At 74.0% G+C, this 23,302-nt stretch carries 24 protein-coding genes; 14 read left to right on the top strand and 10 right to left on the bottom strand.

Going from position 1 to position 23,302, the window contains the following annotated elements; translation table 11 throughout:
• Positions 1-29: 29 nt before the first annotated feature.
• The 6 genes from AB7J25_RS07385 (at position 30) to AB7J25_RS07360 (ending at position 4,232) form a co-directional block, all read left to right on the top strand.
• Positions 30-1,685, top strand: a complete 1,656-nt coding sequence (locus AB7J25_RS07385; protein WP_428506429.1) for a tubulin-like doman-containing protein — start codon at positions 30-32, stop codon at positions 1,683-1,685.
• Between the two features lie 77 nt (positions 1,686-1,762).
• A complete protein-coding gene (locus AB7J25_RS07380) occupies positions 1,763-2,251 on the top strand; it encodes a hypothetical protein (RefSeq protein WP_428506428.1) in 489 nt (162 codons plus the stop codon).
• Between the two features lies 1 nt (position 2,252).
• Complete coding sequence (locus tag AB7J25_RS07375) at positions 2,253-2,552, top strand: hypothetical protein (protein ID WP_428506426.1); 300 nt, start codon at positions 2,253-2,255, stop codon at positions 2,550-2,552.
• On the top strand, positions 2,549-3,139 hold the full coding sequence (locus tag AB7J25_RS07370) for a hypothetical protein (RefSeq protein ID WP_428506424.1): 591 nt from the start codon (positions 2,549-2,551) through the stop codon (positions 3,137-3,139). Before AB7J25_RS07375 ends, AB7J25_RS07370 begins: the two co-directional genes overlap by 4 nt.
• A complete protein-coding gene (locus AB7J25_RS07365) occupies positions 3,136-3,477 on the top strand; it encodes a hypothetical protein (RefSeq protein WP_428506422.1) in 342 nt (113 codons plus the stop codon). Before AB7J25_RS07370 ends, AB7J25_RS07365 begins: the two co-directional genes overlap by 4 nt.
• Positions 3,474-4,232, top strand: coding sequence for an IucA/IucC family C-terminal-domain containing protein (locus tag AB7J25_RS07360; RefSeq protein ID WP_428506420.1), 759 nt, complete (start codon positions 3,474-3,476; stop codon positions 4,230-4,232). Before AB7J25_RS07365 ends, AB7J25_RS07360 begins: the two co-directional genes overlap by 4 nt.
• Here the strand turns inward: AB7J25_RS07360 and AB7J25_RS07355 are convergent.
• Positions 4,205-4,591 carry an ArsR/SmtB family transcription factor gene (locus AB7J25_RS07355; protein ID WP_428506418.1) on the bottom strand — a complete coding sequence of 129 codons (387 nt, stop codon included), beginning with the start codon at positions 4,589-4,591 and terminating at the stop codon, positions 4,205-4,207. The genes AB7J25_RS07360 and AB7J25_RS07355 overlap by 28 nt on opposite strands.
• 143 nt (positions 4,592-4,734) lie before the next feature.
• Here AB7J25_RS07355 and AB7J25_RS07350 point away from each other — a divergent pair, with 143 nt between their 5' ends.
• The 7 genes from AB7J25_RS07350 (at position 4,735) to AB7J25_RS07320 (ending at position 11,651) form a co-directional block, all read left to right on the top strand.
• Entirely contained in the window at positions 4,735-5,436 is a 702-nt protein-coding gene (locus AB7J25_RS07350; protein WP_428506416.1) for an energy-coupling factor ABC transporter permease, read from the top strand.
• 1 nt (position 5,437) lies between these two features.
• A complete protein-coding gene (locus AB7J25_RS07345; RefSeq protein WP_428506415.1) occupies positions 5,438-5,767 on the top strand; it encodes an energy-coupling factor ABC transporter substrate-binding protein in 330 nt (109 codons plus the stop codon).
• Positions 5,767-6,513: a cobalt ECF transporter T component CbiQ gene (gene cbiQ / locus AB7J25_RS07340; RefSeq protein ID WP_428506413.1), complete on the top strand. Its 747-nt coding sequence runs from the start codon at positions 5,767-5,769 to the stop codon at positions 6,511-6,513. Before AB7J25_RS07345 ends, cbiQ begins: the two co-directional genes overlap by 1 nt.
• On the top strand, positions 6,501-7,355 hold the full coding sequence (locus AB7J25_RS07335; protein WP_428506411.1) for an energy-coupling factor ABC transporter ATP-binding protein: 855 nt from the start codon (positions 6,501-6,503) through the stop codon (positions 7,353-7,355). Before cbiQ ends, AB7J25_RS07335 begins: the two co-directional genes overlap by 13 nt.
• A 205-nt stretch (positions 7,356-7,560) precedes the next feature.
• On the top strand, positions 7,561-9,330 hold the full coding sequence (gene aspS / locus AB7J25_RS07330; RefSeq protein WP_428506409.1) for an aspartate--tRNA ligase: 1,770 nt from the start codon (positions 7,561-7,563) through the stop codon (positions 9,328-9,330).
• 110 nt (positions 9,331-9,440) lie between these two features.
• A complete protein-coding gene (locus AB7J25_RS07325) occupies positions 9,441-10,634 on the top strand; it encodes a hypothetical protein (protein WP_428506407.1) in 1,194 nt (397 codons plus the stop codon).
• Between the two features lie 108 nt (positions 10,635-10,742).
• Entirely contained in the window at positions 10,743-11,651 is a 909-nt protein-coding gene (locus AB7J25_RS07320) for an SGNH/GDSL hydrolase family protein (protein ID WP_428506405.1), read from the top strand.
• A gap of 36 nt (positions 11,652-11,687) precedes the next feature.
• Here the strand turns inward: AB7J25_RS07320 and AB7J25_RS07315 are convergent, their stop codons facing one another.
• The 9 genes from AB7J25_RS07315 to AB7J25_RS07275 form a co-directional block, all read right to left on the bottom strand.
• A complete protein-coding gene (locus AB7J25_RS07315) occupies positions 11,688-11,894 on the bottom strand; it encodes a hypothetical protein (RefSeq protein ID WP_428506403.1) in 207 nt (68 codons plus the stop codon).
• Positions 11,895-11,966: 72 nt separating this feature from the next.
• On the bottom strand, positions 11,967-13,136 hold the full coding sequence (locus AB7J25_RS07310) for an aminotransferase class I/II-fold pyridoxal phosphate-dependent enzyme (RefSeq protein ID WP_428506401.1): 1,170 nt from the start codon (positions 13,134-13,136) through the stop codon (positions 11,967-11,969).
• A gap of 10 nt (positions 13,137-13,146) precedes the next feature.
• Complete coding sequence (locus AB7J25_RS07305) at positions 13,147-13,638, bottom strand: Lrp/AsnC family transcriptional regulator (RefSeq protein WP_428506399.1); 492 nt, start codon at positions 13,636-13,638, stop codon at positions 13,147-13,149.
• A gap of 165 nt (positions 13,639-13,803) precedes the next feature.
• A complete protein-coding gene (locus AB7J25_RS07300) occupies positions 13,804-14,490 on the bottom strand; it encodes a cyclase family protein (protein WP_428506397.1) in 687 nt (228 codons plus the stop codon).
• A gap of 6 nt (positions 14,491-14,496) precedes the next feature.
• Complete coding sequence (locus tag AB7J25_RS07295; protein WP_428506395.1) at positions 14,497-16,944, bottom strand: xanthine dehydrogenase family protein molybdopterin-binding subunit; 2,448 nt, start codon at positions 16,942-16,944, stop codon at positions 14,497-14,499.
• On the bottom strand, positions 16,941-17,441 hold the full coding sequence (locus tag AB7J25_RS07290; RefSeq protein WP_428506393.1) for a (2Fe-2S)-binding protein: 501 nt from the start codon (positions 17,439-17,441) through the stop codon (positions 16,941-16,943). The genes AB7J25_RS07295 and AB7J25_RS07290 overlap by 4 nt, the downstream gene beginning before the upstream one ends.
• A gap of 5 nt (positions 17,442-17,446) precedes the next feature.
• Entirely contained in the window at positions 17,447-18,316 is an 870-nt protein-coding gene (locus AB7J25_RS07285; protein WP_428506391.1) for an FAD binding domain-containing protein, read from the bottom strand.
• Between the two features lie 159 nt (positions 18,317-18,475).
• The gene (locus AB7J25_RS07280) at positions 18,476-20,317 is read right to left on the bottom strand and encodes a helix-turn-helix domain-containing protein (protein WP_428506389.1); all 1,842 of its coding nucleotides are present in this window, start codon (positions 20,315-20,317) and stop codon (positions 18,476-18,478) included.
• A 372-nt stretch (positions 20,318-20,689) separates the two neighbouring features.
• Positions 20,690-21,859 (bottom strand): hypothetical protein, encoded by a 1,170-nt coding sequence (locus AB7J25_RS07275; RefSeq protein ID WP_428506387.1) that lies wholly within the window; start codon positions 21,857-21,859, stop codon positions 20,690-20,692.
• 153 nt (positions 21,860-22,012) lie between these two features.
• On the opposite strand from AB7J25_RS07275, the gene AB7J25_RS07270 reads away from it, so the two are divergent.
• Complete coding sequence (locus tag AB7J25_RS07270; RefSeq protein WP_428506385.1) at positions 22,013-23,257, top strand: integrase; 1,245 nt, start codon at positions 22,013-22,015, stop codon at positions 23,255-23,257.
• The last annotated feature ends 45 nt before the right edge of the window (positions 23,258-23,302 follow it).

The following is a 23,302-nucleotide window of genomic DNA, read 5'->3' as shown; positions in this document are numbered from 1 at the left end:
CGTCGCACGCCGACGAGGAGGGACACCCCATGGGTCTGTCGATGTACCACAGCGCGACCGGAGCCCAGTCACCGCACTGTATTCACGCGATCGGCATCGGCAAGACCGGTGCTTACATGGTCGAGGCGCTGCTGCGCACCGGTGAGATCGAGGACATGCTGGAGGACCCGCGGGCGCGGTTCACCGGCCTGTCGATCGACATCGGCGATCAGGACCAGCACGAGCTCAACGAGTACGCGGGTGGCTTCGAGCAGCGCCTCACCGAGCGCGGCATCCCCACCGACCGCGCACAGGTGCGGGTGGTCTCGCTGGATGTTCCGGAGAAGAAGGACCTCATGACCAGCCTCAACCGCTGGCGCGAGTTCCTGAAGATGGAGTACCCGCGCTACTACTGGAACCCCAACTACGAGCCGTGGCTGCCCGGGGACCTGGAGATGCCCAAGGCGGGCGACTCGTTCCCGCGCGCGGTGTCGAAGGCGATCTACGGCCACTACTACTACGGCGAGGACAAGGCGCTGGAGAAGGAGCTCGACGACTTCGTCGCCTCCATCAACGCCACCCGACTGCCCTCGCTGGTGCTGGTGTTCTTCTCGCTGGCGGGCGGCACCGGCTCGGGCATGGTCGTCGACCTGGCCCGCCACCTATCCAACGTCAAGCTCGGCCGCCGGATCCCGGTCGTCGGCGTCGGCGTGATGCCGTTCTCCGGCGACGAGGAGCACGCGGGCGGGCAGGCGGCGCTGTTCCCGACCATCAACGAGCTGGACTGCATGCTCGACGACGCCAAGAACCAGGGCGTCATGGCCGTCTGGGGCGACCTCTACAAGAACCCGTTCACCGGCGGCTTCTTCGCCCTCCCGCAGGAGCACTCCTGGCAGCGCCTCGGCCAGTACACCAAGACCGGCCAGCCGGCGATCCGCGACGCCCTGCGCAAGGGCGTGACCCGCAAGTTCATCAACGACTCGTTCACCCGCTTCGTCGTGCAGGACAACGGGCGGCTGCTGTTCAAGATGCTGCGCCCGGCCGGCTTCACCGGCGCGCCGCACGAGCGCAACACCTCCGGGGACCGGGCCTGGACGATCTTCGACGTCGCCAAGTACACCCACCCCGGCGTCGAGGTGCTGCCGGGCGAGCCGCGTAGCAAGTGGCGCGAGGTCGTCAGCAAGTGGATCGGCTACATCCCGCAGTGGTCGGGGCTCAAGGAGGGCTTCAAGACCGACTACATCGAGGCCCACACGGTGGCCCCGCGCGAGCTGTGGAACGAGACGCTCGAGAAGAAGCTGCACGACACGCTCCAGCCCTTCGTGCTCGAGGGCGAGGACGGCACGATCAACACGACGGTCGGCGAGTTCTTCGACGAGCTCACCGCGTACTCCAACGTCGTCATCCCGGGCGTGGCGAAGACCGACCTGACGGCCTTCTACGCCGCCCGCGACGCCTACGACGCGATCGAGTCGTGGGACGACAAGCTGATGATGCACTCCTGGCTGCTCGACCTCGGCGTGATGCTCTCCGAGCAGTCCATCCGGTTCGACGGGATGGCGGGGGAGTGCATCTGGGGCTGCGCGTGCTGGGTGGTCGTCCCGCACGAGGCGATCCGCGGGGACGCGCCGGCGTCCAAGGACCTCACCGAGGTCCAGGGCGCGCACATCGCCGGGATGGTCAAGACGGTCGTCGAGACGCCGTGACCAGTCGGGCCGGTGGCGGGATCCCCGGATCCCGCCACCGGCCCGTGCCGTCGTCAGGCATCGACCGGGAGGACAGCATGACCGTGACCGGGGTGAACCCGCTCGACGCCGAGTGGGACGAGTGGGTCGAGCGGGTGCGCCTGACCTACCAGGCCGTCGAGTACACGTGCGCGCACCGGCTGACCGACGCCCGGCTGGCCGGGCCCGTGGCCGTACAGGTGGCAGCGGGGCTGGTGGCGCGGCCCGCGGTCTTCCGCTACTGGGGCCTGCCGTACTCGGGGCGGATCGCGCGCCTCGCGGAGGCCCGCATCGCGGAGGCGGACGCCGGGACGCTCGCCGCCGTGTGCGACTGGGCGGTGCTGCGCACGCGGATCGCCGGGTTGTCCCGCGTCCACCGTCACGCCCTGGTCGTGACGTGCGTCCGCGGCGAGGACGATCCTGCCCTCGCCGCGGCCCTCGGCTGCGACGAGGACGGGGCCGCGACCGTGCGGGCGGAGATGCTCGCGGCGGTGGCTGAGGCCGTCCGGCCGGGGCTCGCCACCGCCGACCCGGACGGGACCACCTGAGATGGCGCTGGACTGGGACCTCGTCGTGGACCGGTACGCGGCGGGGGCGCGGATCCCGACCGTCGCGGGCGGGAAGTCCCTGGAGATCACCGGGGCGGACGCCACCGGCGTCCACATCCGGCACCGGTTGTGGCACGACACGCTCGCCCGCGAGCACCTGGAGCGGGCGGTGGAGCTGGTGGAGTCCCATCGCATGACCCGCCACGCGGGGCTGTTCGTGGAGGAGTACCGCGCGATGGTCGTCGACGCCCGTGCGACGTCGGCCGCGCACGTGCTCAAGGATCTCGGCGTCCTCGAATGAGCGCCGGACCGGAGGGCCCGCCCGACGGGGGCATGCGCTACGAGCTCGCGGGCATGCTCGGCCCGCCGGGGGCGCTCCTGCTCGTCGTCCGCGCCCTCCCGCGGGCGCGGCTCGTCGCGCTCGACGTGCCCGGCATCGCGCTGCTGCCGGTCACGGCGGCGATGGCCGCGGACGCCACGCCCGCGGCGTTGTGCGCGATGGGCCTGCGCCGGCTGGCCGGGGGTACCCCGCACGCCGCGGACCGTCGGGCACTGCTGGCCGGCCCGGAGTCGGGGTTCCACGCCCTCGTCCCCGGGCTGGTGGCGCTGATCGAGGCGGCGTCGCTCGCGGGCCCGGTCGCGTACGTGGAAGCCGACTACGTCGGCCGCGAGGGCCGGCAGTGCGCAGCCGTGTGGCGTTCGGGGCAGCTCGTCGTGGGACCGCGGCTGCTGGGCCGGGGCGAACCGTTCCCCGGTTCCGCCGCGCCGGTGTCGGTGGCGCTGCGGGCCCTCGGGGTGCGCGCCCGCGGGCGCCGTGACGAGTTCGTCGTGGCGGGGCTGGGCCGCCACCGGAGCACCGAGGACTGGGGGAGAGGGAGTACCGGATGACCGTGACCTGGGCCGACGTGACCGCCCGCTACGAGCCGGGGATGGCATTACCCCCGCTGGTGGGCTCGTCGAAGCTCGTCGTCGACCATGTCGACGACGACCAGCTGTGCGTGCGGCAGCGGCTGTGGCGCGCCTGCCTGACCCGTGAGGAGTTCGAGAACGCCGCCCGCATCCTGGACGAGGCGGGCGACGTGACGCCGATCGAGTTCGGCGAGCTGCTGCGGGTGCACCACGCCACGACCTTCCACGTGACGACGGACTGCTCGCGGGTCCCCAACCTGTCCGCGACCGTGCTGCGCGACCTGGGCGCATTCGGGAAGTCGCCGGCGTCGCGGTGAGCTCGCCCGCCCCGCCGCTGCCGGCGCTGGTCGCCGCGCGGTTCGCGGCCGAGACGGTGGCGGCGGGCACACCCGGGTGGTGGCCGGCCGCGGAGCTGTCGCACGGCCGGCTGGCGGCGGCCGTCGCGGCCGAGCGGGCCGCGCGCGGGGCGCCGTCGGACGCCGTCGCGGGCTCGCTCCTGGTGCTGGGGTACTCCCGGCTGCTCGGCTGGCCCGTGCTCGGCGGCGCCGTGCAGGAGGGTCGCTGGCCCGATCCGGCACTCACCGGGGTGTCGGTGCGTGCGGAGCGCGACCGGGTGATCGGCGTGGGCTTCCCGGACGCGGCACCGCGCGGCGGCGACGTGGGACGGGCCCTCGCCGCGCTGCTCGACGAGCACCTGGATCCGCTGGTCGCGGCCGTGCACGCGCTCACCAGGGCCCCGCTGCGGGTCCTGTGGTCGAACGTCGCGGCCGCGCTCGCGGGGGCGTTGCTCGCGCTGTCGTGGACGCTGCCGGAGCGCGCCGGGATGGCCGCACCGACGCGGTCGCTCCTCGACGCCGAGCCGCGGCTGCGCGGCCTCGTCACCGTCGCGGTGTCGGCGCAGGGCGGCGAGGACTGGATGCGGGTCGTGCGGCGCGGCTGCTGCCTGGCGTTTCGCTGCGCCCCGCCCCACGGGCACTGGTGCGGGACGTGTCCGGTGCTCGACGAGGCGGAGCGCGAGCGGCGCTTCCAGGAGGCGGCCGCCCGCTACCGAGTGCTGGAGGCCTGGGCGTGACGGACGACGGGTGGCCCGTCGATGAGGTCCAGCACGTCGCGGATCCGGTCGTCGACGAGGCGGTAGTAGACGACCCGACCCGCCCGGCGCGGCTCGACGACCTCGTGGACACGCAGCAGGCGCAGCGCCTGCGACGCGGTCGTGTCGCGGACCTGCGCGGCGGCGGCCAGGTCGGTCACGCAGATCTCGCCCGCCCGGCGGATGCACAGCAGGATCGTGAGTCGTGTCGGGTCGGCCATGAGCGCGAAGCGCTTGACCCAGTCGTGCATGACCTCGAAGGCGGGCAGGTGGGCGACGGTGTCGCAGACGAGCGCGCCGTCGATGACGTTCGGGGGTTCGTCGGGGCCGACGAGGTGCATGGGACACCTCCCAAGATGCTGTCGTGTGGAATAATCTAGCACGGAATAATCGGTCGCCTGCGTATCTGTGAAGCCTTGCCGCGATGCTTCGGCCGCACGTACCTTCTGTAGGAACAGTTCCGTTGTGAAGGAAGGCGCGGCTCATGCACATCGCCGAGGGCTATCTCCCGCCCCTGCACAGCCTTGCCTGGGGTCTCGCCGCGGCACCGTTCGTCGTCCACGGCGCCCGCGCCGTCGTCCGTCAGGTGCGCGAGGACCCCGACAGCCGCCTGCTCCTCGGTGCGGCGGGTGCGTTCAGCTTCGTGCTCTCCGCCCTCAAGCTGCCGTCGGTCACCGGCTCGTGCTCGCACCCCACGGGCACCGGCCTGGGCGCCGTCCTCTTCCGACCACCCGTGATGGCCCTGCTCGGGACGATCGTGCTGTTCTTCCAGGCCGTCCTGCTCGCCCACGGCGGCCTCACCACGCTCGGGGCGAACGTCTTCTCGATGGCGATCGTCGGCCCCTGGGTCGCCTACGGCGCCTACCGGCTCACCCGTGCCGCGGGGGGCGGCCTCGAGCTCGGGGTCTTCTTCGCCGCGTCCCTCGGTGACCTCGCCACCTACTGCGTGACGAGCGTCCAGCTCGCGCTCGCGTTCCCCGACGCCGCCACCGGCGTCCTCGGTGCGGCCGCCAAGTTCGGCTCGATCTTCGCGATCACCCAGATCCCCCTCGCGATCGCGGAAGGACTGCTCACCGTGCTGATGATCCGCCTGCTCGTCCGGGTGAGCCCCGCCGAGCTGACCCGGCTCGGCGTCCTTCCCGCCCCCGCAGCCACCACGGCCCCCAGCACCCGCACCGGAGCCTGAGATGTCGCGATTCGCCCTGGTCAACCTGTGCCTGATCGTGCTGGTCGTGCTGATCGCCGCGGCGCCCCTCGTCGCCGTCGACGGCGACTTCGAGGGCTCCGACGGCCTCGCCATGGAGCAGGTCACCGAGCACGACCCCGGCTACGAGCCGTGGTTCGCCCCGATCTACGAGCCCCCGTCCGGCGAGGTGGCCTCCGGGCTGTTCGCCCTGCAGGCCGCCATCGGCGCCGGGTTCCTCGGCTACTTCTTCGGCGTCGCGCGCACCCGCCGCAGGCTGGCCCAGTCGGCCCAGTCGGCCCAGTCTCCGACGACGTCCGGGGACGGGGGCTGATGCTGCCGCTGGACGAGATCGCCTACCGCAACCGGTGGCGCCTGCGGCATCCGGGCGAGAAGGCCGTCCTGTCGCTGGGGCTGCTCGCCTGTGCCGTCGCGCTGCCCCCGTGGCCGGGCGCTGCGCTCGCGGGCGGCTGTGCCCTCGTGGCGCTGCTCGGGCCGGCCGGTCTCGCCCCGGCGCAGCTGTGGCGTGCGATGCGCGTACCGCTCGCCTTCATTCTCACCGGGACGCTGCCGATGCTCGTGAGCGTCGGCGGGCCCCAGGGCATCGCCTGGGACCCGGCGGGGCCCGCCACCGCGGCGAACGTCGTCGGCCGCGCGATTGGCGCGCTGCTGTGCCTGCTGCTGTTCGCGGCGACCACCCCGATGGCCGACGTCCTGCCCCGCCTCGAACGCCTCGGTGTGCCGGCGGCCGTCACCGAGATCGCCGCGCTGACCTACCGGCTGCTCTTCCTGCTGCTCGACACCGCTCGCGGGGTCCGCGAGGCCCAGGCCGCCCGCCTCGGGTTCTCCGGGTGGCGGACGAGCATCCGCTCGGTCGCGGGGCAGGGCGGGGCGATCTTCGTGCAGGCCTTCGACCGGGCGCGACGGCTGGAGGAGGGCCTGGCCCTGCGCGGCTACAGCGGGTCGCTGCGGGTGGAGCTGGAGGACCGGCCGGTCTCGCGGGCGTTCGTGGCCGGGGCGCTCGCCGTCGTCGGCGCCGTCGTCGGTATGACGCTGGTGGCGACGGCGTGGAACCCGTGAGCGCCGTCCTCGCCGCCCGCGAGGTCGGCTTCGCCTACCGGCCCGGCGTGCCGGTGCTCACGGGGGCGAGCATCGACGTCGTCGCGGGCCGCCGCCTCGCCGTGCTGGGCCCCAACGGCGGCGGGAAGACGACGCTCTTCCGGCTGCTCGCGGGGGCGCTACGGCCCGCGAGCGGCGCGGTCCTGCTCGACGGCGCCGCGGTGCGCCACGACCGGCGCGGGCTCGGTGTCCTGCGCCGCACCGTGCAGCTGGTCCTGCAGGACCCCGACGACCAGCTCTTCGCCGCGAGCGTCGCCCAGGACGTGTCGTTCGGGCCCACGAACATGGGGCTCCCGCGGGCCGAGGTGCGGGCGCGTACCGCCGCCGCGCTCGACGCCCTGGGGATCGCCGATCTCGCCGACCGGCCCACCCACGAGCTGTCCTTCGGCCAGCGCAAGCGCACGACGATCGCCGGCGCCGTGGCCATGCGCCCGCGTGTCCTCGTCCTCGACGAGCCGACGGCCGGGCTGGACCCCGCGGGCGTGGAGGCCCTGCTCGCCACCCTCGCCGAGCTGCACGCGGACGGCACCACGGTCGTCGTCTCGACCCATGACGTCGATCTCGCCGTCCGCTGGGCCGACGAGGTGGCGCTCGTCGCGGACGGACGGGTCCGCACGGGCGACCCGGCCACCGTGCTCGGCGATCCGGCGCTGCTCGCCTCGGCCCGGCTGGGTCCTGCCTGGGCGCCCGCGGTGCAACGGCTGCTCGACCTGCTCGGCCCGTCCGCCCCGGGCGGGCCCGGCCCCCGGACCGCCGCCGAGCTCGATGCGCTGCTGCGCGAGCTGCGGGTCGCCGCCGAGTAGCGGTCCCAGCCGCCCTCGCCGGATCGCCGGGCCGGGCTCGCGTGCCCGGCGCGAGGCTCCGTGCACACCGTGACGTCACCGTGCAGACGTCGGGCCGTGTGCACCGTGACCCGGTCGTGTGCACGGCGCGAGACGGTGTGCACGGCCGTCGCGCGAGGGAAACCTGCTGGCCGCGGCCCGCAGGCGCCCGGATAGCCTCGACACCGTGATGCGCACCCACTCCGCCGGCACGCTGCGTGCCGGGCACGCCGGCCAGACCGTGACCCTCGCCGGGTGGGTGGCGCGGCGCCGCGATCACGGCGGGGTGATCTTCATCGACCTGCGCGACGCCTCCGGGTCCGTCCAGGTCGTCTTCCGCGAGGGCGAGATGGCCGAGCGCGCGCACCGGCTGCGCGCCGAGTTCTGCGTGCGGGTCACCGGTGAGGTCGCCCGCCGCCCCGCGGGCAACGAGAACCCGGAGATCCCCACCGGCGAGATCGAGGTGCTCGCCACGGAGCTCGTGGTCCTGTCGGAGTCGGCGCCGCTGCCCTTCCCGCTCGACGGGCACGTGGAGGTCGGCGAGGAGGTCCGGCTCAAGCACCGCTACCTCGACCTGCGCCGCAGCGCCCCGGCCGCCGCGATGCGGCTGCGCAGCGAGGTCAACCGGGCGGCCCGCGAGGTGCTGCACCGCCGCGGGTTCGTCGAGGTCGAGACGCCGACGCTCACCCGCTCCACCCCCGAGGGCGCGCGGGACTTCCTCGTCCCCGCGCGGCTGCGCCCGGGCAGCTGGTACGCGCTGCCGCAGAGCCCGCAGCTGTTCAAGCAGCTGCTGATGGTCGGCGGGCTGGAGCGCTACTTCCAGATCGCCCGCTGCTACCGCGACGAGGACTTCCGCGCGGACCGCCAGCCCGAGTTCACCCAGCTCGACATCGAGATGAGCTTCGTCGAGCAGGACGACGTCATCGCGCTCGCCGAGGAGGTGCTCGCCGCGCTCTGGGCGCTGATCGGCTACGAGATCGCGCGCCCCGTCCCGCGGATGAGCTACGCGGAGGCGATGGACCGTTTCGGCTCGGACAAGCCGGACCTGCGCTTCGGCATCGAGCTCACCGACCTCACCGCCTACTTCGCCGACACCACGTTCCGGGTCTTCCAGAACCCCTATGTCGGCGCCGTCGTCATGCCCGGCGGGGCGTCGCAGGCCCGCCGCCAGCTCGACGCCTGGCAGGAGTGGGCCAAGCAGCGCGGCGCCCGCGGCCTCGCGTACGTCCTGATCGGCGAGGACGGCGCCCCCGAGGAGCGCGGCCCCGTCGTCAAGAACCTCTCGGAGGCGGAGCGGGCGGGCCTGGCCGCCGCCGTCGGCGCCGCGCCGGGGGACTGCGTGTTCTTCGCCGCGGGCCGCCCGAACGACGCGCGGGCCCTGCTCGGTGCCGCCCGAGGCGAGATCGCGCGGCGCACCGGGGCGCTGGACGAGTCCGCGTGGTCGTTCGTCTGGATCGTCGACGCCCCGATGTTCGAGGCCACCGCCGACACCGACGACGTGGCCGTGGGCAGCGGCCAGTGGACGGCCCTGCACCATGCGTTCACCTCGCCGAACGCCGAGTGGATCGACAAGTTCGACGCGGACCCGGGCAACGCCCTGGCCTACGCCTACGACATCGTCTGCAACGGCAACGAGATCGGCGGTGGCTCCATCCGTATCCACCGCGCGGACGTGCAGCGACGGGTCTTCGAGATCATGGGGCTCGGTGCCGAGGAAGCCCAGGAGAAGTTCGGCTTCCTGCTCGACGCGTTCGCCTACGGCCCGCCGCCGCACGGCGGCATCGCGTTCGGCTGGGACCGGATCTGCGCGCTGCTCTCCCGGGTGGACTCGATCCGCGAGGTCATCGCGTTCCCGAAGACGGGCGGCGGCTTCGACCCGCTCACCGCCGCACCGGCGCCGATCACCGCGGAGCAGCGCCGGGAGGCCGGGGTGGACGCCCGATCTGACGAACGGTGATCATCGTTCCCGTGACCCGGCGTGCACCCGTGCAGCTCCTGTCACGCAATCAGTGATCACGTTCGTCCGGACGGCGGGCGCACCCGTCCGTCGGGGTAGGGTTGCCTTCGATGGACCGCGACCTGGGCAGCTTCCCCAGGCCGGTACTCACCGCGCTCTCCGCGGCCGAGCGTCTGCTCACCCGCCGCGCTGGAGCGACGGTGGTGCTGGCCGATCCAGAGGACCTCGGAGGGAGCGGACGATCCGTCGTCGCGCGGGCTCGCGTCGCCCGCAACCCCTTCTCGTTGCCGCGCTCCCTGGTCGTGAAGCAGTACCTGGAGGAGCCGGCGCCGGACCGTCCGGACCCGTTCCGGTCCGAGGTGGCAAGCTGCCAGCTGTTCACCGCGCTGCCCGTCGAGGTCCGGCACAGCCCCGTGATCATCGCCCACGACCCGCAGTCCAGGCTGCTCGTCCTGGAGGACCTCGGGCGCAGCTCCACCCTCGCCGACAAGCTGTTCGGCCCCGATCCCACGGCCGCGCAGCAGTGCCTGCTCGGCTGGGCCCGCGGCCTCGGCCGCATGCAGGCGGCCACCGCCGCGCGCGAGCACGACTTCGGCGCGCTGCTGCGGCGCCTGGGCGAGCGATCCTGGCGCGACCCCATGGCCGAGCAGGCCCGCAACGCCCTCGCGGCCGTCCCGGACCTTCTCGCCGAGGAGCTCGGCGTCAAGGTGCCGCAGGCCGCCGCACAGGAGGCCCACGAGACCGCCCGGCTGCTCGGTGGCACCCGGTACCGGGCCTTCAGCCCGTCCGACACCTGCCCCGACAACAACCTGGTGACGAGCCGCGGCGTCCGGTTCGTGGACTTCGAGTGGGGCTGCTTCCGCGACGTCGCCCTGGATGCCGCGTACTTCCGGGTGCCGTTCCCGGCCTGTGCGGCGAGCTTCGCGCTCCCCGCGGGCATGGCGGACGCGCTGCTCGGCGCGTGGCGTGCCGAGATCGCCGCCGTCTGGCCCGACCTGGACGAGCCCGAGCTGCTCGAGGCCCGGCTCCTGCACGCCCAGCTGCTCTGGGTGTGGCTGTGCACGTGGTGGCTGCTGCCGCGGATCGAGGACCGCGACATGCCGATCGGACCGGACGCCACCCGTTCGCCGCGGATCAGCACGGCGCTGTGCCACTACTGGAGCGAGGCCGCCGACGCGGCGGAACGCGCGGGCTTCCGGGCGAGCGCGGAGCTGGGCCGCGCCGTCGTCGAGGCGCTGCAGGAGCGGTTCCCGGACGCGCCCGCGTCGCTGCCGGTCTTCCCGGCGTTCCGGGCCGCCCCCTGAGTGATCCCCGGGCCGCGGGTCCGGGGTGGGGCGAGACTTCCCGCGCCGGACCCCGACGCGTCACCTGGCGCACACCGACGGTGAGCCGCCGTCGGCGATGGTGCCCGCATGACGATCAGCGCCGCCCCGCCCGCGCTCGCCGTCCGCACGCTCGTCACCCTGGGCGACTCGACACCCGCAGGCCTCGGGGACCCGCTTCCCGACGGCCGGTGGCGGGGCTTCCCAGCGCTGCTCGGCGACGCCCTCGGCGCGCGCGTGGTCAACACGGCGCGGACGGGCGCGCGGATGGGCTGCGTGCGGCGCGAGCAGCTGCCCGTGGCGCTCGGGTCGCTGCGCGCGGGGGAGCCGTCGGTGGCGGTGGTGTTCGCGGGGATGAACGACACGCTGCGGTCGGACTTCGACCCGGCGGCGCTGCGGGCGGACTGCGCCGCCGTGGTGGCGGAGCTGCGCGCGGCCGGTGCCCACGTCCTGCTGGTGCGCTACCACGACCACACGCGGGTGTTCCGGCTGCCGGGGCCGCTGCGCCGGGCGTTGCGGCGGCGGATCGCGGCGCTCAACTCGGTGGTCGACTCGGTGGTTGACTCCGTGATCGACTCGGTGGTCGACTCCCGGTCCGCGGGCGCCGCGCCCGGGGTCGGCGTGCTGGACCTGGACACCGTTCCCGGCTGCTACGACCGCTCGGTCTGGAGTGTGGACCGGCTCCACCCGTCCGAGCTCGGGCACCGGCTGCTCGCCGCGGGCCTCGCCGGGCTGGTCGCGGACGCCGGTTACGCTGCGGCGGGACCCGTGAGCCTCGTGTGCGGGGGCGGGCGGCGGGTCACCCGCGCGGACCGGGCGGTCTGGCTCGTCGTGAGGGGCGTGCCGTGGTTGGTGCGCCGCGGCCGCGACCTCGGGCCCGTGATCGCCCAGGGCCTGCTGGACGGGCTGCGGCGCCCGCCGGAGGGGCCGGCGGCGATGGCCCCGTGCGCCGTGCGGCACGGGGCCACCGGCCCCGGCGGTGACGGCGCCCCGGTGTGACGGCGCCCGGCCGCTGGGCCTGACGGCCCGTGCCCGTCAGGCGGCGCGGCGCCCCGTCCAGGGCAGCGGCTGGGCCCGCTCCAGGGGCAGGCCCGCCTCGATGGCGAACAGCTGCGCGCGCGTGCAGGCGGGGCAGATCCACGACACGGAACCGTCCGGGGCGTGCTGGCTGGTCCAGGCGAGGGCGCGGAGATCGGCGATGGTCCGGTGCAGCCCGCAGAGCGGGCAACTGGATGTCTCCATGCCCGCTCACGGTGTCAGGGCGGGGTTGCCGCGCGGTTGCGCCAGGGGGTGGTGCGTGTTAAGGGTCGCCGATCACTCCGCTCGATCACTGCAGGTGACGAGGAACCGCCCGATCCGCTCCAGCGCCTCCTCCAGCTGCGGCAGCGCGGTGGCGTAGGAGCAGCGCACGTGCCCCTCGCCGGAGGGCCCGAACACGTTGCCGGGCACGACCGCGACCTTCTGCTCGTGCAGCAGCCGCTCGGCGAACGTCTCCGAGTCCAGCCCCGAATGGCGGATCGACGGGAACGCGTAGAACGCGCCGCCGGGCTCCGGGCAGTCCAGGCCCAGCTCCCGCAACCCCTTGACGAAGACGCGCCGCCGCCGGTCGTAGTCCGCGACCATCTCCTCGACGTCCGACCCGGGGCCCGACATCGCCTCCACCGCCGCGATCTGCGAGACGTGCGGCGCGCACAGCATCGTGTACTGGTGCACCCGCACGCAGAGGTCCGCCACCTGCTGCGGCGCGCAGATCCAGCCGACCCGCCAGCCCGTCATCGCGTAGGCCTTGGAGAACCCGCCGAGCAGGACCGTCCGCTCGCGGGCACCGGGCAGCGCGGACATGCACGTGTGCGTCCCGGTGTAGGTGAGCCGGTCGTAGATCTCGTCGGAGATCAGGTACAGGTCGTGGCGCTCGGCGAGCGCCACCAGCGCCTCCAGGGCGGCCCGCGGCTGCACCGCGCCGGTCGGGTTCGCCGGCGAGCCGATGAGGATGGCCTTCGTCGCGGGCGTGATCGCCGCCTCGACGACGGCCGGGTCGACGGCGAAGTCGTCCTCCCAGCGCGTCGGCACGCGGACGGAGACGCCACCGGCGAACGCGACGTTCGGCTCGTAGGCGACGTAGCAGGGCTCCGGCACGATCACCTCGTCACCGGGGTTGAGCAGCACCCGGAGGGCAAGGTCCAGCCCTTCGGAGACGCCCGTCGTGATGAGGCACTCGGTGCGGGGGGAGAACCGGGCCCCGTAGCGGTCCGCGAGATCGGCGCAGATCAGCTCCCGCAACCGCAGCAGGCCGTGGTTGGAGGTGTAGGTCGTGTAGCCGTTCTCGAGCGCGTAGATGCCGGCCTCGCGCACCCGCCAGGGCGTGACGAAGTCGGGCTCGCCGACCCCGAGGGAGATGACGTCGTCCATCTCGGCGGCGATGTCGAAGAACCGCCGGATGCCCGACGGCGGGCAGGCGGAGATGACGTCGTTGAGCGGCTTCACCGTCGTCCCCTCACGGAGTCACCGGAAGGCGGTGATCGGCCTCGGGCGTGCCGAACGTGTCCCCGTCGCGCTTGTAGGTCTTCAGCACGAAGTGGGTGGCCGTCGCGCGCACGCGGTCGATCGTGGACAGCTTCTGCGCCACGAAGTCCGAGATCGCGCGGATGTCCCGGCCGGTCACGGTGCACCGCAGGTCGTGGCCGCCCGACACGAGGTATACGCTGCGCACCTCGTCGAACCGCGAGATCCGCGTCGCGACGTCGTCGAACCCCACCCCGCGCGCGGGGCTGATCGACACGTCGATGAAGGCGATCACGTCGCCGGATTCGGACCGGTCGTCGGCGCTGTCCCAGTCGATCACGGCCTTGTACCGGCGGATCACCCCGGACGCCTCCCACGCGCGGATCGCCTCGGTGACCTCCGTGACCGGGAGGCCGGTCATCGTCGCGATGGTGTCCGGGGAGAGCTGGGCGTCGCGCTCCAGCAGTTCGAGGATCTGCCGCACGGGAGCGACCCTACGTCCCCGCGTCATCGGAGTGCGCGGGCAGCCCGCCAGGACCGACCTCGTCCGCGGAGTCGACCTCGCAGCCGCCACGTGCACCTCGCAGCCGGCCGGACCGCTGCGAGGTGGCGTGCCGTGCTGCGAGGTCGGTGGGGACCGGGCGTGCGTTCAGCCGACGACCGCGACCGCCCTGGTCGGCCCGCCGTGGGCGCCCCGCAGCTTGAGCGGGAAGCCGACGAACATGAACCGGGTGTTCACGATCCGGTCCAGGTTCGCGAGGTTCTCGTAGTGGGTGATGTGCTCGCGGCGGCACATCATGTGACACGGGTAGCTGGTGCTCGCCGGGTTGTCCGGGGTGGGCGAGTCCACCCCGAAGGTCTTGATCCCCTGCTCGACGATCCACTCGCTGGCCGACTCCCCGAGCCCGGCGAACTCGCTGAGGTAGCGCCTGTCGCCCGCGTACCGGTTCCAGGTGGCGGTGTGGAAGAGCACGATGTCGCCGGGGCGCACGTCCACCGGGGAGGCCTCGACGATCCGGTCGAGGTCCTCGGCGGTGATGTCGGTCCGCGGGGCGAACCCGGTGACGTCCAGGCAGACCGCGGTGCCGTAGAAGAGCTCCAGCGGCATCTTCTCGATCGTGTCGGCGGACGGGTCCGGGTCGAGGTGGGAGAACGAGTCGACGTGCGTCGGCCCGTTGTCGTTGAGCATGAACCCGGTGGTCTGGAAGGAGAATCCGGAGTCGAACCGCGGCGCGGTCTCCTCGTGGGTCGCGTGCTCGAACTGCACCGTCTTGAGGTGGCCGGGGTAGACCTTCATCCCCTCGTAGATGTCCTGCGAGAGATCGATCAGGTGCACTGCGCGTCATCCCTTCTCGGCGGCGCGGATCGCGGCCCGCAACCGGTCCGGCGTGATCGGCAGCTCGGTGACCCGCACCCCGAGCGGGGCCAGCGCGTCGTTCACGGCGGCGTTGATGGCCGCGGGCGCCATCATCCGGCCGCCCTCGCCGCCGCCCTTGATCCCGTGCAGCGTGTACGGCGACGGTGTCTCGTGGTGGCCGATCCTCAGCTCCGGCACCTCCATGGCGGTCGGGATGAGGTAGTCGAGGTAGCTCGACGCGAGCAGCTGGCCGTCGTCGTCGTAGACGAACTCCTCGTACAGGGCGGTCCCGATGCCCTGCGCGGTGCCGCCGACGATGTGCCCGGCGAGCGAGCGCGGGTTCACGAGCGTCCCGCAGTCGTGCACCGCCGCGTACGCGAGGAACCGGACGGCACCGGTCTCGACGTCCACCTCGACCACCGGCAGGTGGCAGGCGTGGCCCATGAACGGGTAGAAGACGCCGAGGTCCTTGCGGTCGGCCGACGGCATCGTCGTGTACGGGTGGTCGAAGACCTTCGAGTCCTCCAGCCCGGACTCCATGTCCTCCGGGAAGCTGTGCTTGAACAGGTGCAGCATCACCGCGATGTCGCCGAGCGACTTGCGCTGCTCCGGCACGCCGCGGACCTGGTAGCCGCCGTCGACCCACTCCAGGTCGTCCGGGTTGGCCTCCAGCAGGTGCGCCGCCGCGCGCAGCGCCTTCGCCTTGATCTTCGCGCTGGCCCCCTCGACGGCGCCCGCGAGCATCACCGTCGTCCGCGACCCGCCGGGTCCGGTGGCCGGCAGCCCGTTGCGGGAGCCCTGGTAGACGATCGAGACGTTGTGCGGCTCGCAGTCGAACTCCTCCGCGACCAGCTGGGCCACCATCGTCTCCGGGGAGTTGCCCCAGAACGCGCACGAGTAGAGCGTCGCCGTGATGCCGCCGGTGGCGTCCACCTTGAGCGTCACGCTCTCCGGCATCGACGTCACGGGCGCCCCCGGCTCGTCGAACCAGAACCAGAACTCGGTGGCCGAGAACACCGACCGCTCCTGCGCGGTGATCAGCCCGAGGCCGATGTAGCGGCCCTCCTCGCGGGCCTTCGCCTGCACCTCGCGCCAGTGGTCGTACTCGCCGAGCGCCAGGGCCTTGTCGAGCACGGTGTCGTAGTCGCCGGAGTCGTAGACGTTGCCGGTGGGGATGAAGTGCGGGAACTCGCGGATGAGGTTGCGGCGGCGGATCTCCGCCGGGTCCATGCCGAGCTCGCGGGCGGCCTTGTCGACCATTTGCTCGAGCATCCAGTTGTTCACCTCGGAGCCGAAGCCCCGGTAGGCGCCCTGCTGGTTCTTGTTGGTCAGCACCGCGCGCACCCGGTAGCGGACGCTGCTCAGCGTGTACGGCCCGACGACCTGCGCGAGCGCGTTGCCGTGGTGGCCGACGCCGAACTGGATGTAGGCGCCGTAGTCGTCGACGGTGTCGATGTCGATGCCGCGGATCGTCCCGTCGCGCATCACGGCGAGCCGGACGTCGTAGACGCGGTCGCTGCCGTGGTGGTCGCAGTTGGCCATGTTGTCGACCCGGTCCTCCAGGTACTGGACGGGCCGCCCGACCTCCCGCGAGCACATCGCGGCGATCACCGAGGGCTTCGTGGCGAAGAGCTTGGAGCCGAAGCTGCCGCCCGCCGGCATCGGCCGGATGTCCAGCTTGTTCGCGGGGATCCGCAGCGTCCCCGCCACCATGAACAGGTAGCTCGTGAAGCTCAGCGAGTTGGTGTGCACGGTGACGTCGCCGGTGGCCGGGTCGACGTCGGCGATCGCGCCGACGGTCTCCAGCGGCTGGCCGCCGGAGCGGTGCCAGCGCAGCCGGTCCGTCACGACGAGGTCGGCCTCGGCGAAGTCGCGCTCGACGTCGCCGAAGTCGAACGCCCGCTCGTAGGCGCAGTTGGAACCCAGGGGGTCGTGCACGAGCGGGGCGCCGTCGTCGAGGGCGCGCTCGGGATCGACGATCGCGGGCAGCGGCTCGTACTCCACCTCGATCAGGCTCAGCGCGTCCTCGGCGAGGTAGCGGCTGTCCGCGACCACCACGGCGACGCCCTCGCCCACGTAGCGCACCTTGTCCACGGCAAGGCAGCGCCAGGTGTGCTTGGCCGGGTCGGGGCCGAAGTCGGGCAGCGGGTCGACGAGGTCGGCCGCCTGCGCGCCGGTGATGACGGCGTGCACGCCGGGCGCGGCGAGTGCCTCGACGGTGTCGATCGCGGCGATCACCGCGTGGGCGTGCGGACTGCGCAGCACCGCGGCGTGCAGCATCCCCGGGACGGTCATGTCGCCGATGTAGCCGCCGCGCCCGCGCAGGAACTTGGGGTCCTCGATCCTGCGGATCGACTTCCCCACCCAGGTGCGGTCGGTCTTGTGGGTGCGGACCGGCGGTGCGGTCCTCTCCGGCCTCTCGATGGTACTCACGACGTCTCGGCCCCCGATCCGGCGTGCATGCGCTGCGCGGCGGCGCACACGGCCTCGGTGATGAACTGGTAGCCGGTGCACCGGCAGAGGTTGCTCGCGATGCCCTCGCGGACCTCGTCGGGCGTCGGGTCGGGATTGGCCTCGACGATCTCGCAAGCCCGCATGAGCATCCCCGGGGTGCAGTAGCCGCACTGCAGGCCCTGCTTGTCCCAGAACTCGTCCTGCAACGGATGCAGGTCGGCGCCGCGGGCGAGCCCCTCGACGGTGCGGATCTCCGCGCCGTCGGCCTGCACGCCGAGCGTGATGCACGAGCGCACGCTGCGCCCGTCCACGAGCACGGTGCACGTGCCGCAGACGCCGTGCTCGCAGCCCACGTGGGTGCCGGTCAGCCCGAGGTCCTCGCGCAGGACGTCGACCAGCAGCTTGCGCGCTTCGACGTGCACGGTGGTCGTGCGGCCGTTGACGGTGAGCGTCACCGCGTGGAGTTCCGTGGTCATGCCGGTCACCTCCGGTCCTGGGCGCGGGACAGCGCCAGCTCGATGCCGCGGCGCAGGTAGCTGCGGGCGATGTCGACGCGCGTCTCGGGGCTCGCCTGCACGTCGCCTGTGGGGGAGAGCGCGGCCGCCCCGGCCTCGGCGGCGGCGCGGATCGTGGCGGCGTCGGGGGTGCTGCCGGTGAGCACCTCCTCCGCCGCGGCCGCGCGCACCGGCGTGGGGGCGACGCCGCTCAGCGCGATCGAGGCGCGGGCCACGGTGTCGCCGTCCAGCTCGATCACGGCCGCAGCGCCGACGAGCGCGAAGCTGCCGTGCGTACGGGCGAACTCGACGAAGGCGTGCCCGCCGCCGCGGTGCGGCAGCCGGACCTCGGTGAGGATCTCGCCCGGCGCCACCGCGGTGGTGAACGGGCCGTGGAAGAAGTCGCCCGCCGCGACGGTGCGGGTGCCGTCCGCGCCGGTCACGACCAGTTCCGCGTCCAGCGCGAGGGCCACGGCGGGTAGCTCGGCGGCCGGGTCGGCGTGCGCGATGCTGCCCCCGACCGTGCCGCTGTTGCGGATCGGCGGGTGTGCGACCTGCCCGAGCGCCTCGGCCAGCAGCGGCGCCGCGACCGCGACCTCGGGGGAGTGCTCGGCGTCGGTCATCCGCACCATCGCCCCGATCACGAGCATGCCGTCCTCGGTACGGATGCGGGCCAGTTCCTCGACACGCCGCAGGTCCACGAGGTGGGACGGCTGGGCGAGCCGGAAGTTCATCAGCGGGACGAGGCTCTGGCCGCCCGCGAGGACCCTCGCGTCGGCGTCCACGTCCGTGACGAGCAGCTCGAGGGCCTCGGCGACGCTGGTCGGGGCGGAGTAGCGGAACGGCGGTGGTTTCACGGACGTCCTCCTCGCGACGTGGTGTGGTGGCGACCACGTACGCCGGATCGTGCTGGGCCGCGGCACCGGCCACCATGTGTGGACGTCCAGAAGACCCGGTGCGGGCTTGTGCGCCCGCCCAGGTCCGGTGTCCTCCGGGCTAGAGCTGGTCAGACCTGGTCAGACCTCGTCGGGCCGGACGATGTCGCGCACGCGGAGCGCGAGCTGCAGGTCCGCCCGGGCGTCGATGCGGGTGAGGTCGCGCCCGGTCAGCTCCTGGATCCGGGCCAGCCGGTAGCCGACGGTGTTCGGGTGCACGACGAGCTCGCGCGCCGCCGCCCGCGTCGAGCATCCCGCGGCGAGCCAGGCCCGCAGCGTGGGCAGCAGGACGCCGCCGCGGCGGGCGTCGTGCAGGGCGAGCGGCCGCAGCAGGCCGCGGGCGAACCGGCGCAGCGTGTCCGGCGTGCCGTTCTCCAGCAGCAGCGCCGCCATGCCCAGGTCCCGGACGTCCACCACGCCGCCTGGCCGGGCCGCTCGGCGCAGCCGGATCGCGCCGCGGGCGACACGGTAGGCCGCGGCGTGGTCGGTGAGACCGTCCACGGCCGGGCCGACGGCTACCGTCGCCGTCCGGCCGGGCGACGCCTGCTCGACGTGGTCGCGCAGCCTGCGCAGGATCTCGTGCAGGTCCGGGCGGGCCGGTAGCAGGACGACGTGCACGTCCTCGCGCTGGCCGACGAGCGGGCGGGTCCCGGTGGAGGTCCGGATCAGCTCGGCGAGGTTCGTCGCCGGTCCCGGCGGGTCGAGCGCGAGCACGACGACGTGGTGGGGTGGCGCGAGGTCGTGCCCGAGGGCGGTGGCCCGGTCGAGAACGCCCTGGGCCGGGCCGCCGCGCAGGAGGTCGTCGACCAGGTCACCGGACAGGCGCTCCTCCACCTCCACCAGGTGGCGCCGCTTGAGCAGCTCCAGCGCCACGACCACCGCGAACCGCTCGATCACCCGTCGCTGCACCGGGAGCGGTGCCGCCCGCTGGTTCGTGATCCACATGAGCGCGGCGAGCTCGCCGTGCAGCAGGATCGGCGCCACCCACGCCCGTGCGGGACCGGCCCGGTGTCCCACCGCCGCCGCGCCGGGCCGCCCTGAGCTGTCCCCGACCTCGGTCACCTCGTTCGTGCGCGCCAGTGCTGCCAGCGCGGTCTGCACCGGGCGCCTACGGCGCGCGGCGGCGTCCGGCGGCGGGCGATAGCCCTCCTCGGGGGCCCGGGCCAGGAGCCGCCCGTCGGGCTCCTCGACCGTGACGGACGCGCCGAGCGTCTCCGCCAGCGCCGTGACCAGTTCCGGCAGGCCCACCTCGGCGAGGACGAGACGCATGAGCTCGCGGTGCTGCTGCTCGGCCCACTCGCTGGTCGCCCGGCTGCGCCGCAGCTCGGTGTTCGTCCGCGACAGCTCGGTGATCATCTCCTGTTGGGCGGCCCGCAGCCGGGTCGTCTCGCACGCCAGCGCCGCCTGCTCGGCCAGCAGCTCGACCAGCTCGACCTCCGAGGGCACGAACGGCCGCGCCTGCATCGAGTACCCGACGAGCACCCCGACGAGCCCCGTGTCCGGCGCGCGCAGCGGCGCCGCGACCAGCGCGTGGTAGCCCTGCCGCGGCGCGAGCTGGCGCAGCCGGCCGTAGCCGACGGCCTGCGCCACGTCCGGGACGACGACGGTGTGGCCCTCCCGGAACGCCTCCGCGGCGGGCGAGTCCAGGTGTGGCCCGGCGGGATGGATGACGAGCGACCCCTCGTCGTTGACCAGGGCGACGTAGTCCCGCGACAGGCCCGACGAGCCCGCGACGCACAGGTGCGTGCCACCCGGGTCCGCGAGCATCACCGCGCACTGCTCGAACCCGATCAGCCCGCAGGCCTGCGCCGCCACCCCGTCGAGGACGCTGTCGAGCGGCTCCGCGGCATTGACCGCGCGCGTGATCCCGGCGACCGCGCCCATCCAGGAGCGCAGCGAGGTCGGCAGCTGCGGCGCACCCACCCGTGCACTGTGCGGCCGTCCGGGCGCGCGGGCAAGGGGCCGACGGCCCGGACCGGGTCGGGTCGGGCCGTGCGGGGGGTCGGCGGAGGCGCGGGGCCGCGCGGCGGCGGGGGCCGCGGGGGCGCGCGGGGCGCGGGGCGGGGCGCGTGGGCCGTCGTCGCCCGCGAGTTCCGCATCCTGCCGCCGCGGCGAGTTGCGCATCCTGCCGCGGCGAGTTCCGCATCCTGCCGCGGCGAGTTGCGCATCCTGCCGCGGCGAGTTGCGCGTCCCGCCCCGGCGAGTTCCGCGTCCCGCCGCCGCGAGTTGCCGATTCCATCAGACAGCGTGCTGTGCTCCCGAGTCCGCGAAGGGCCGCGGGGGTGCCCAGGCCGTTCAGCGAGACCCCAGCGCGCGGTCCAGCGCCGCGGTGAGGCGCTCCAGCTCCGCAGCGTGAGCCGCCGCGATCCGGTCCAGTTCGGCGGTGTGGGCGGCCCGCAGGTCCGCGCTGATCTGGGTGCTGACCTGGTCGCGCAGGCGGTCCAGGCGCCGGGATTGCTCGGTGACGAGGTGCTCGACCGCGGCGGCGTGATCGGCGCCCAGCTCGGCGCGGGCGAAATCGAGGCGTCGCGCGTGGTCCGCGGTCAGCCGGGCGAGTGCCTCGCGATGGGCACCGTCGCGCTCGGCAACGTCGGCGCGATGGGCGTCGAGCAGCTCGCCGAGCGCCCGGTCGTGCTCGGTGTCCCGGGCCGCGACCTCGGCGCGGTGCGCGCTCGCCAGCTCGACCTCGCGCCGGTCCCGCTCGGCCAGCTCGGCGCGGTGCGCGTCCTGCACCGCGGCGAACCGCTCCTGCTCGCGGCGTACGGTCTCGTCGCGGGCGCGCAACGTCGCGACCGTGTCGGCGAGCTCGGCATCCAGACGGGCCGCGTGCGCCGCCGCCTCCGTGGCCAGCTCCTCGGCGCGCCGAAGGCGCTCCTCGACGGCGGCGAGCCGCCCCTCGCCGCGCTGCAGCGCCCGGTCGGCGTCGTGGGCGTGCCGGTCGGCGGCGTCCCGGTCCCGGACGGCGGCGGCTGCGTCGGTCTCGGCGGTCCGGGCTCGGTCCGCGGCCTCCTCAGCGGCGGTGCGGGCGTCGGCGGCGTCCCGCTCGGCCAGCTCCCGGGCGCCCCGGTCGGCGGCCGCGGCCTGGAGCGCCGCGTCCCGTTCGGACCGGGCGGCGGCCACATCGTGCTCCAGTCGCTCCCGGGTCGCGGTGACGGCGTCGAGGAGCTCGCGCAGCGGGCCGGCCGCTGCGTCGAGTCGCGCGGTCAGCTCGGTGATCCCGGACGGCGGCAGGGGCCCGTCGCCCTGCAGCGAGGCGACGGCGAGATGGGCCGCCTCGGCGGCCTTGCAGGTGAGCTCCTGCGTGCCCCAGGTGCGGCCGTCCTGGCAGTACTTCGGCCGGTTCCCGGGTCGCCCGGTGGGCGGGGGGAGGGGAGCGCCGCATCCGCGGAACGCGCACCGGCGCTCCGGCGCCGGGCCGGTGGCACCCTGACCTGCGATGACGTCGGTTACAGCGATCGTTCTCACCTCGTTGATCTGATTACGCAGAGAGAATAGCCTATTACGCTTCTGTAGATGCTTTAGTTGCCGCACAGCATGCCCGGGATAAACCCTCTTATCCGGGGTCTGACGGCGTGTCGTCGCCTTGGCCGCCCGCGGAATGCGGTGGAGTGGCTCCCCATGACGGCGGACCTGGTAGCGGACCTGGCGGCACCGGAACCGGCGACCAGCGCGCGCCTGCCGGTGCGGGCGGCCGCGCTCGACGACGTGGCCGACCGTTATGTCGACAGTCAGCGTCCGCGGACCACCCGAAAGGCCTACGCCCAGGACTGGGCGGCATGGGAGGACTACACCGCCTGGGCCGGAATTCCGCTCCTCTCCGGCGGGCGCGGCGCGCTCGTGGGGTTCGTGCTCTGGCTGGAGCGCGGCGCGCCCGGCCGGGGCGACGGCGGTGGGCTGAAGGAGTCGGCAACACGTGGCGATGGAATGCACAACTCGCGCGGCGACGGGTCTCCGGGATCGCGGGGCGACGGGGGTGGGCTGATGGGATCCACAACACGCGGCGATGGGATGCGCAACTCGCGCGGCGACGGGTCCCCCGGCCCCAGGCTCGCCCCGTCCCCGTCCCCGTCCCCGTCCCCGTCCCCGTCCCCGTCCCCGTCCGCCCCCGCTCCGGCCGCCCCCGCCACGATCCGCCGCCGCGTCGCGGGCGCCCTGCACGGGCTGCGCCGCCACCACGTCCGGATCGACCCGGAGGCGTCGCGGGCCGCGGCGGCCGCCCTGGAGGGCTACCGGCGGCGTCTCGCCGAGGCGGGGGAGCACCGCGGCCGCGGGCAGGCGACCGCGGTGGATCTGCCCGCGGTGCTCGCGATGTCGCGGGCTTGCCCGGACGGCCTCGCCGGCGTGCGGGATCGCGCGATGCTGCTCGTCGGGTTCTTCGCAGCAACCCGCGCGAGCGACCAGGCGAACCTGCTGGTCGGCGACGTCGTCGCCGAGCACACCGGGCTCGTCGTCACCGTCCGGCACGGCAAGACGACGGGCACGAGCGCGCTGCCCGCGCGCCGCCACCCCGACCTGTGCCCCCGCCGCGCATGGCTGGCCTGGGCCGACGCCGCGGGGATCGGACGGGGTCCGGCGTTCCGCCCGGTGACCCGCCACGGCCGGGTCGGGGACGGCCCGCTCTCGCCCGACGCCGTCACCGCCGTCGTCGCGCGGGCCGGGCGGCGGGCCGCGCTGCCCTACCCCGTGACGTGCCACTCGCTGCGGGCGGGGTTCGCCACCGAGTCCTACCGGGCGGGCGCGACGCTGCTCGACATCGCTCGCCAGGGCCGGTGGGCCCCCGGCTCGCAGGAGCTGCTGCGCTACATCCGCGAGGTCGACCGGTGGCGCCACAACGCCGCGGACGCCCTGGACCTCGATCCGTAGCGCCCCCATCGCGGCAGGCGTCGGTGGACGCGGACGCCGGCATCC

The sequence above is a fragment of the Pseudonocardia sp. genome (genome assembly GCF_050246655.1).
Taxonomy (GTDB): domain Bacteria; phylum Actinomycetota; class Actinomycetes; order Mycobacteriales; family Pseudonocardiaceae; genus Pseudonocardia.
This window is presented reverse-complemented; position numbering and strand designations above follow the sequence as displayed.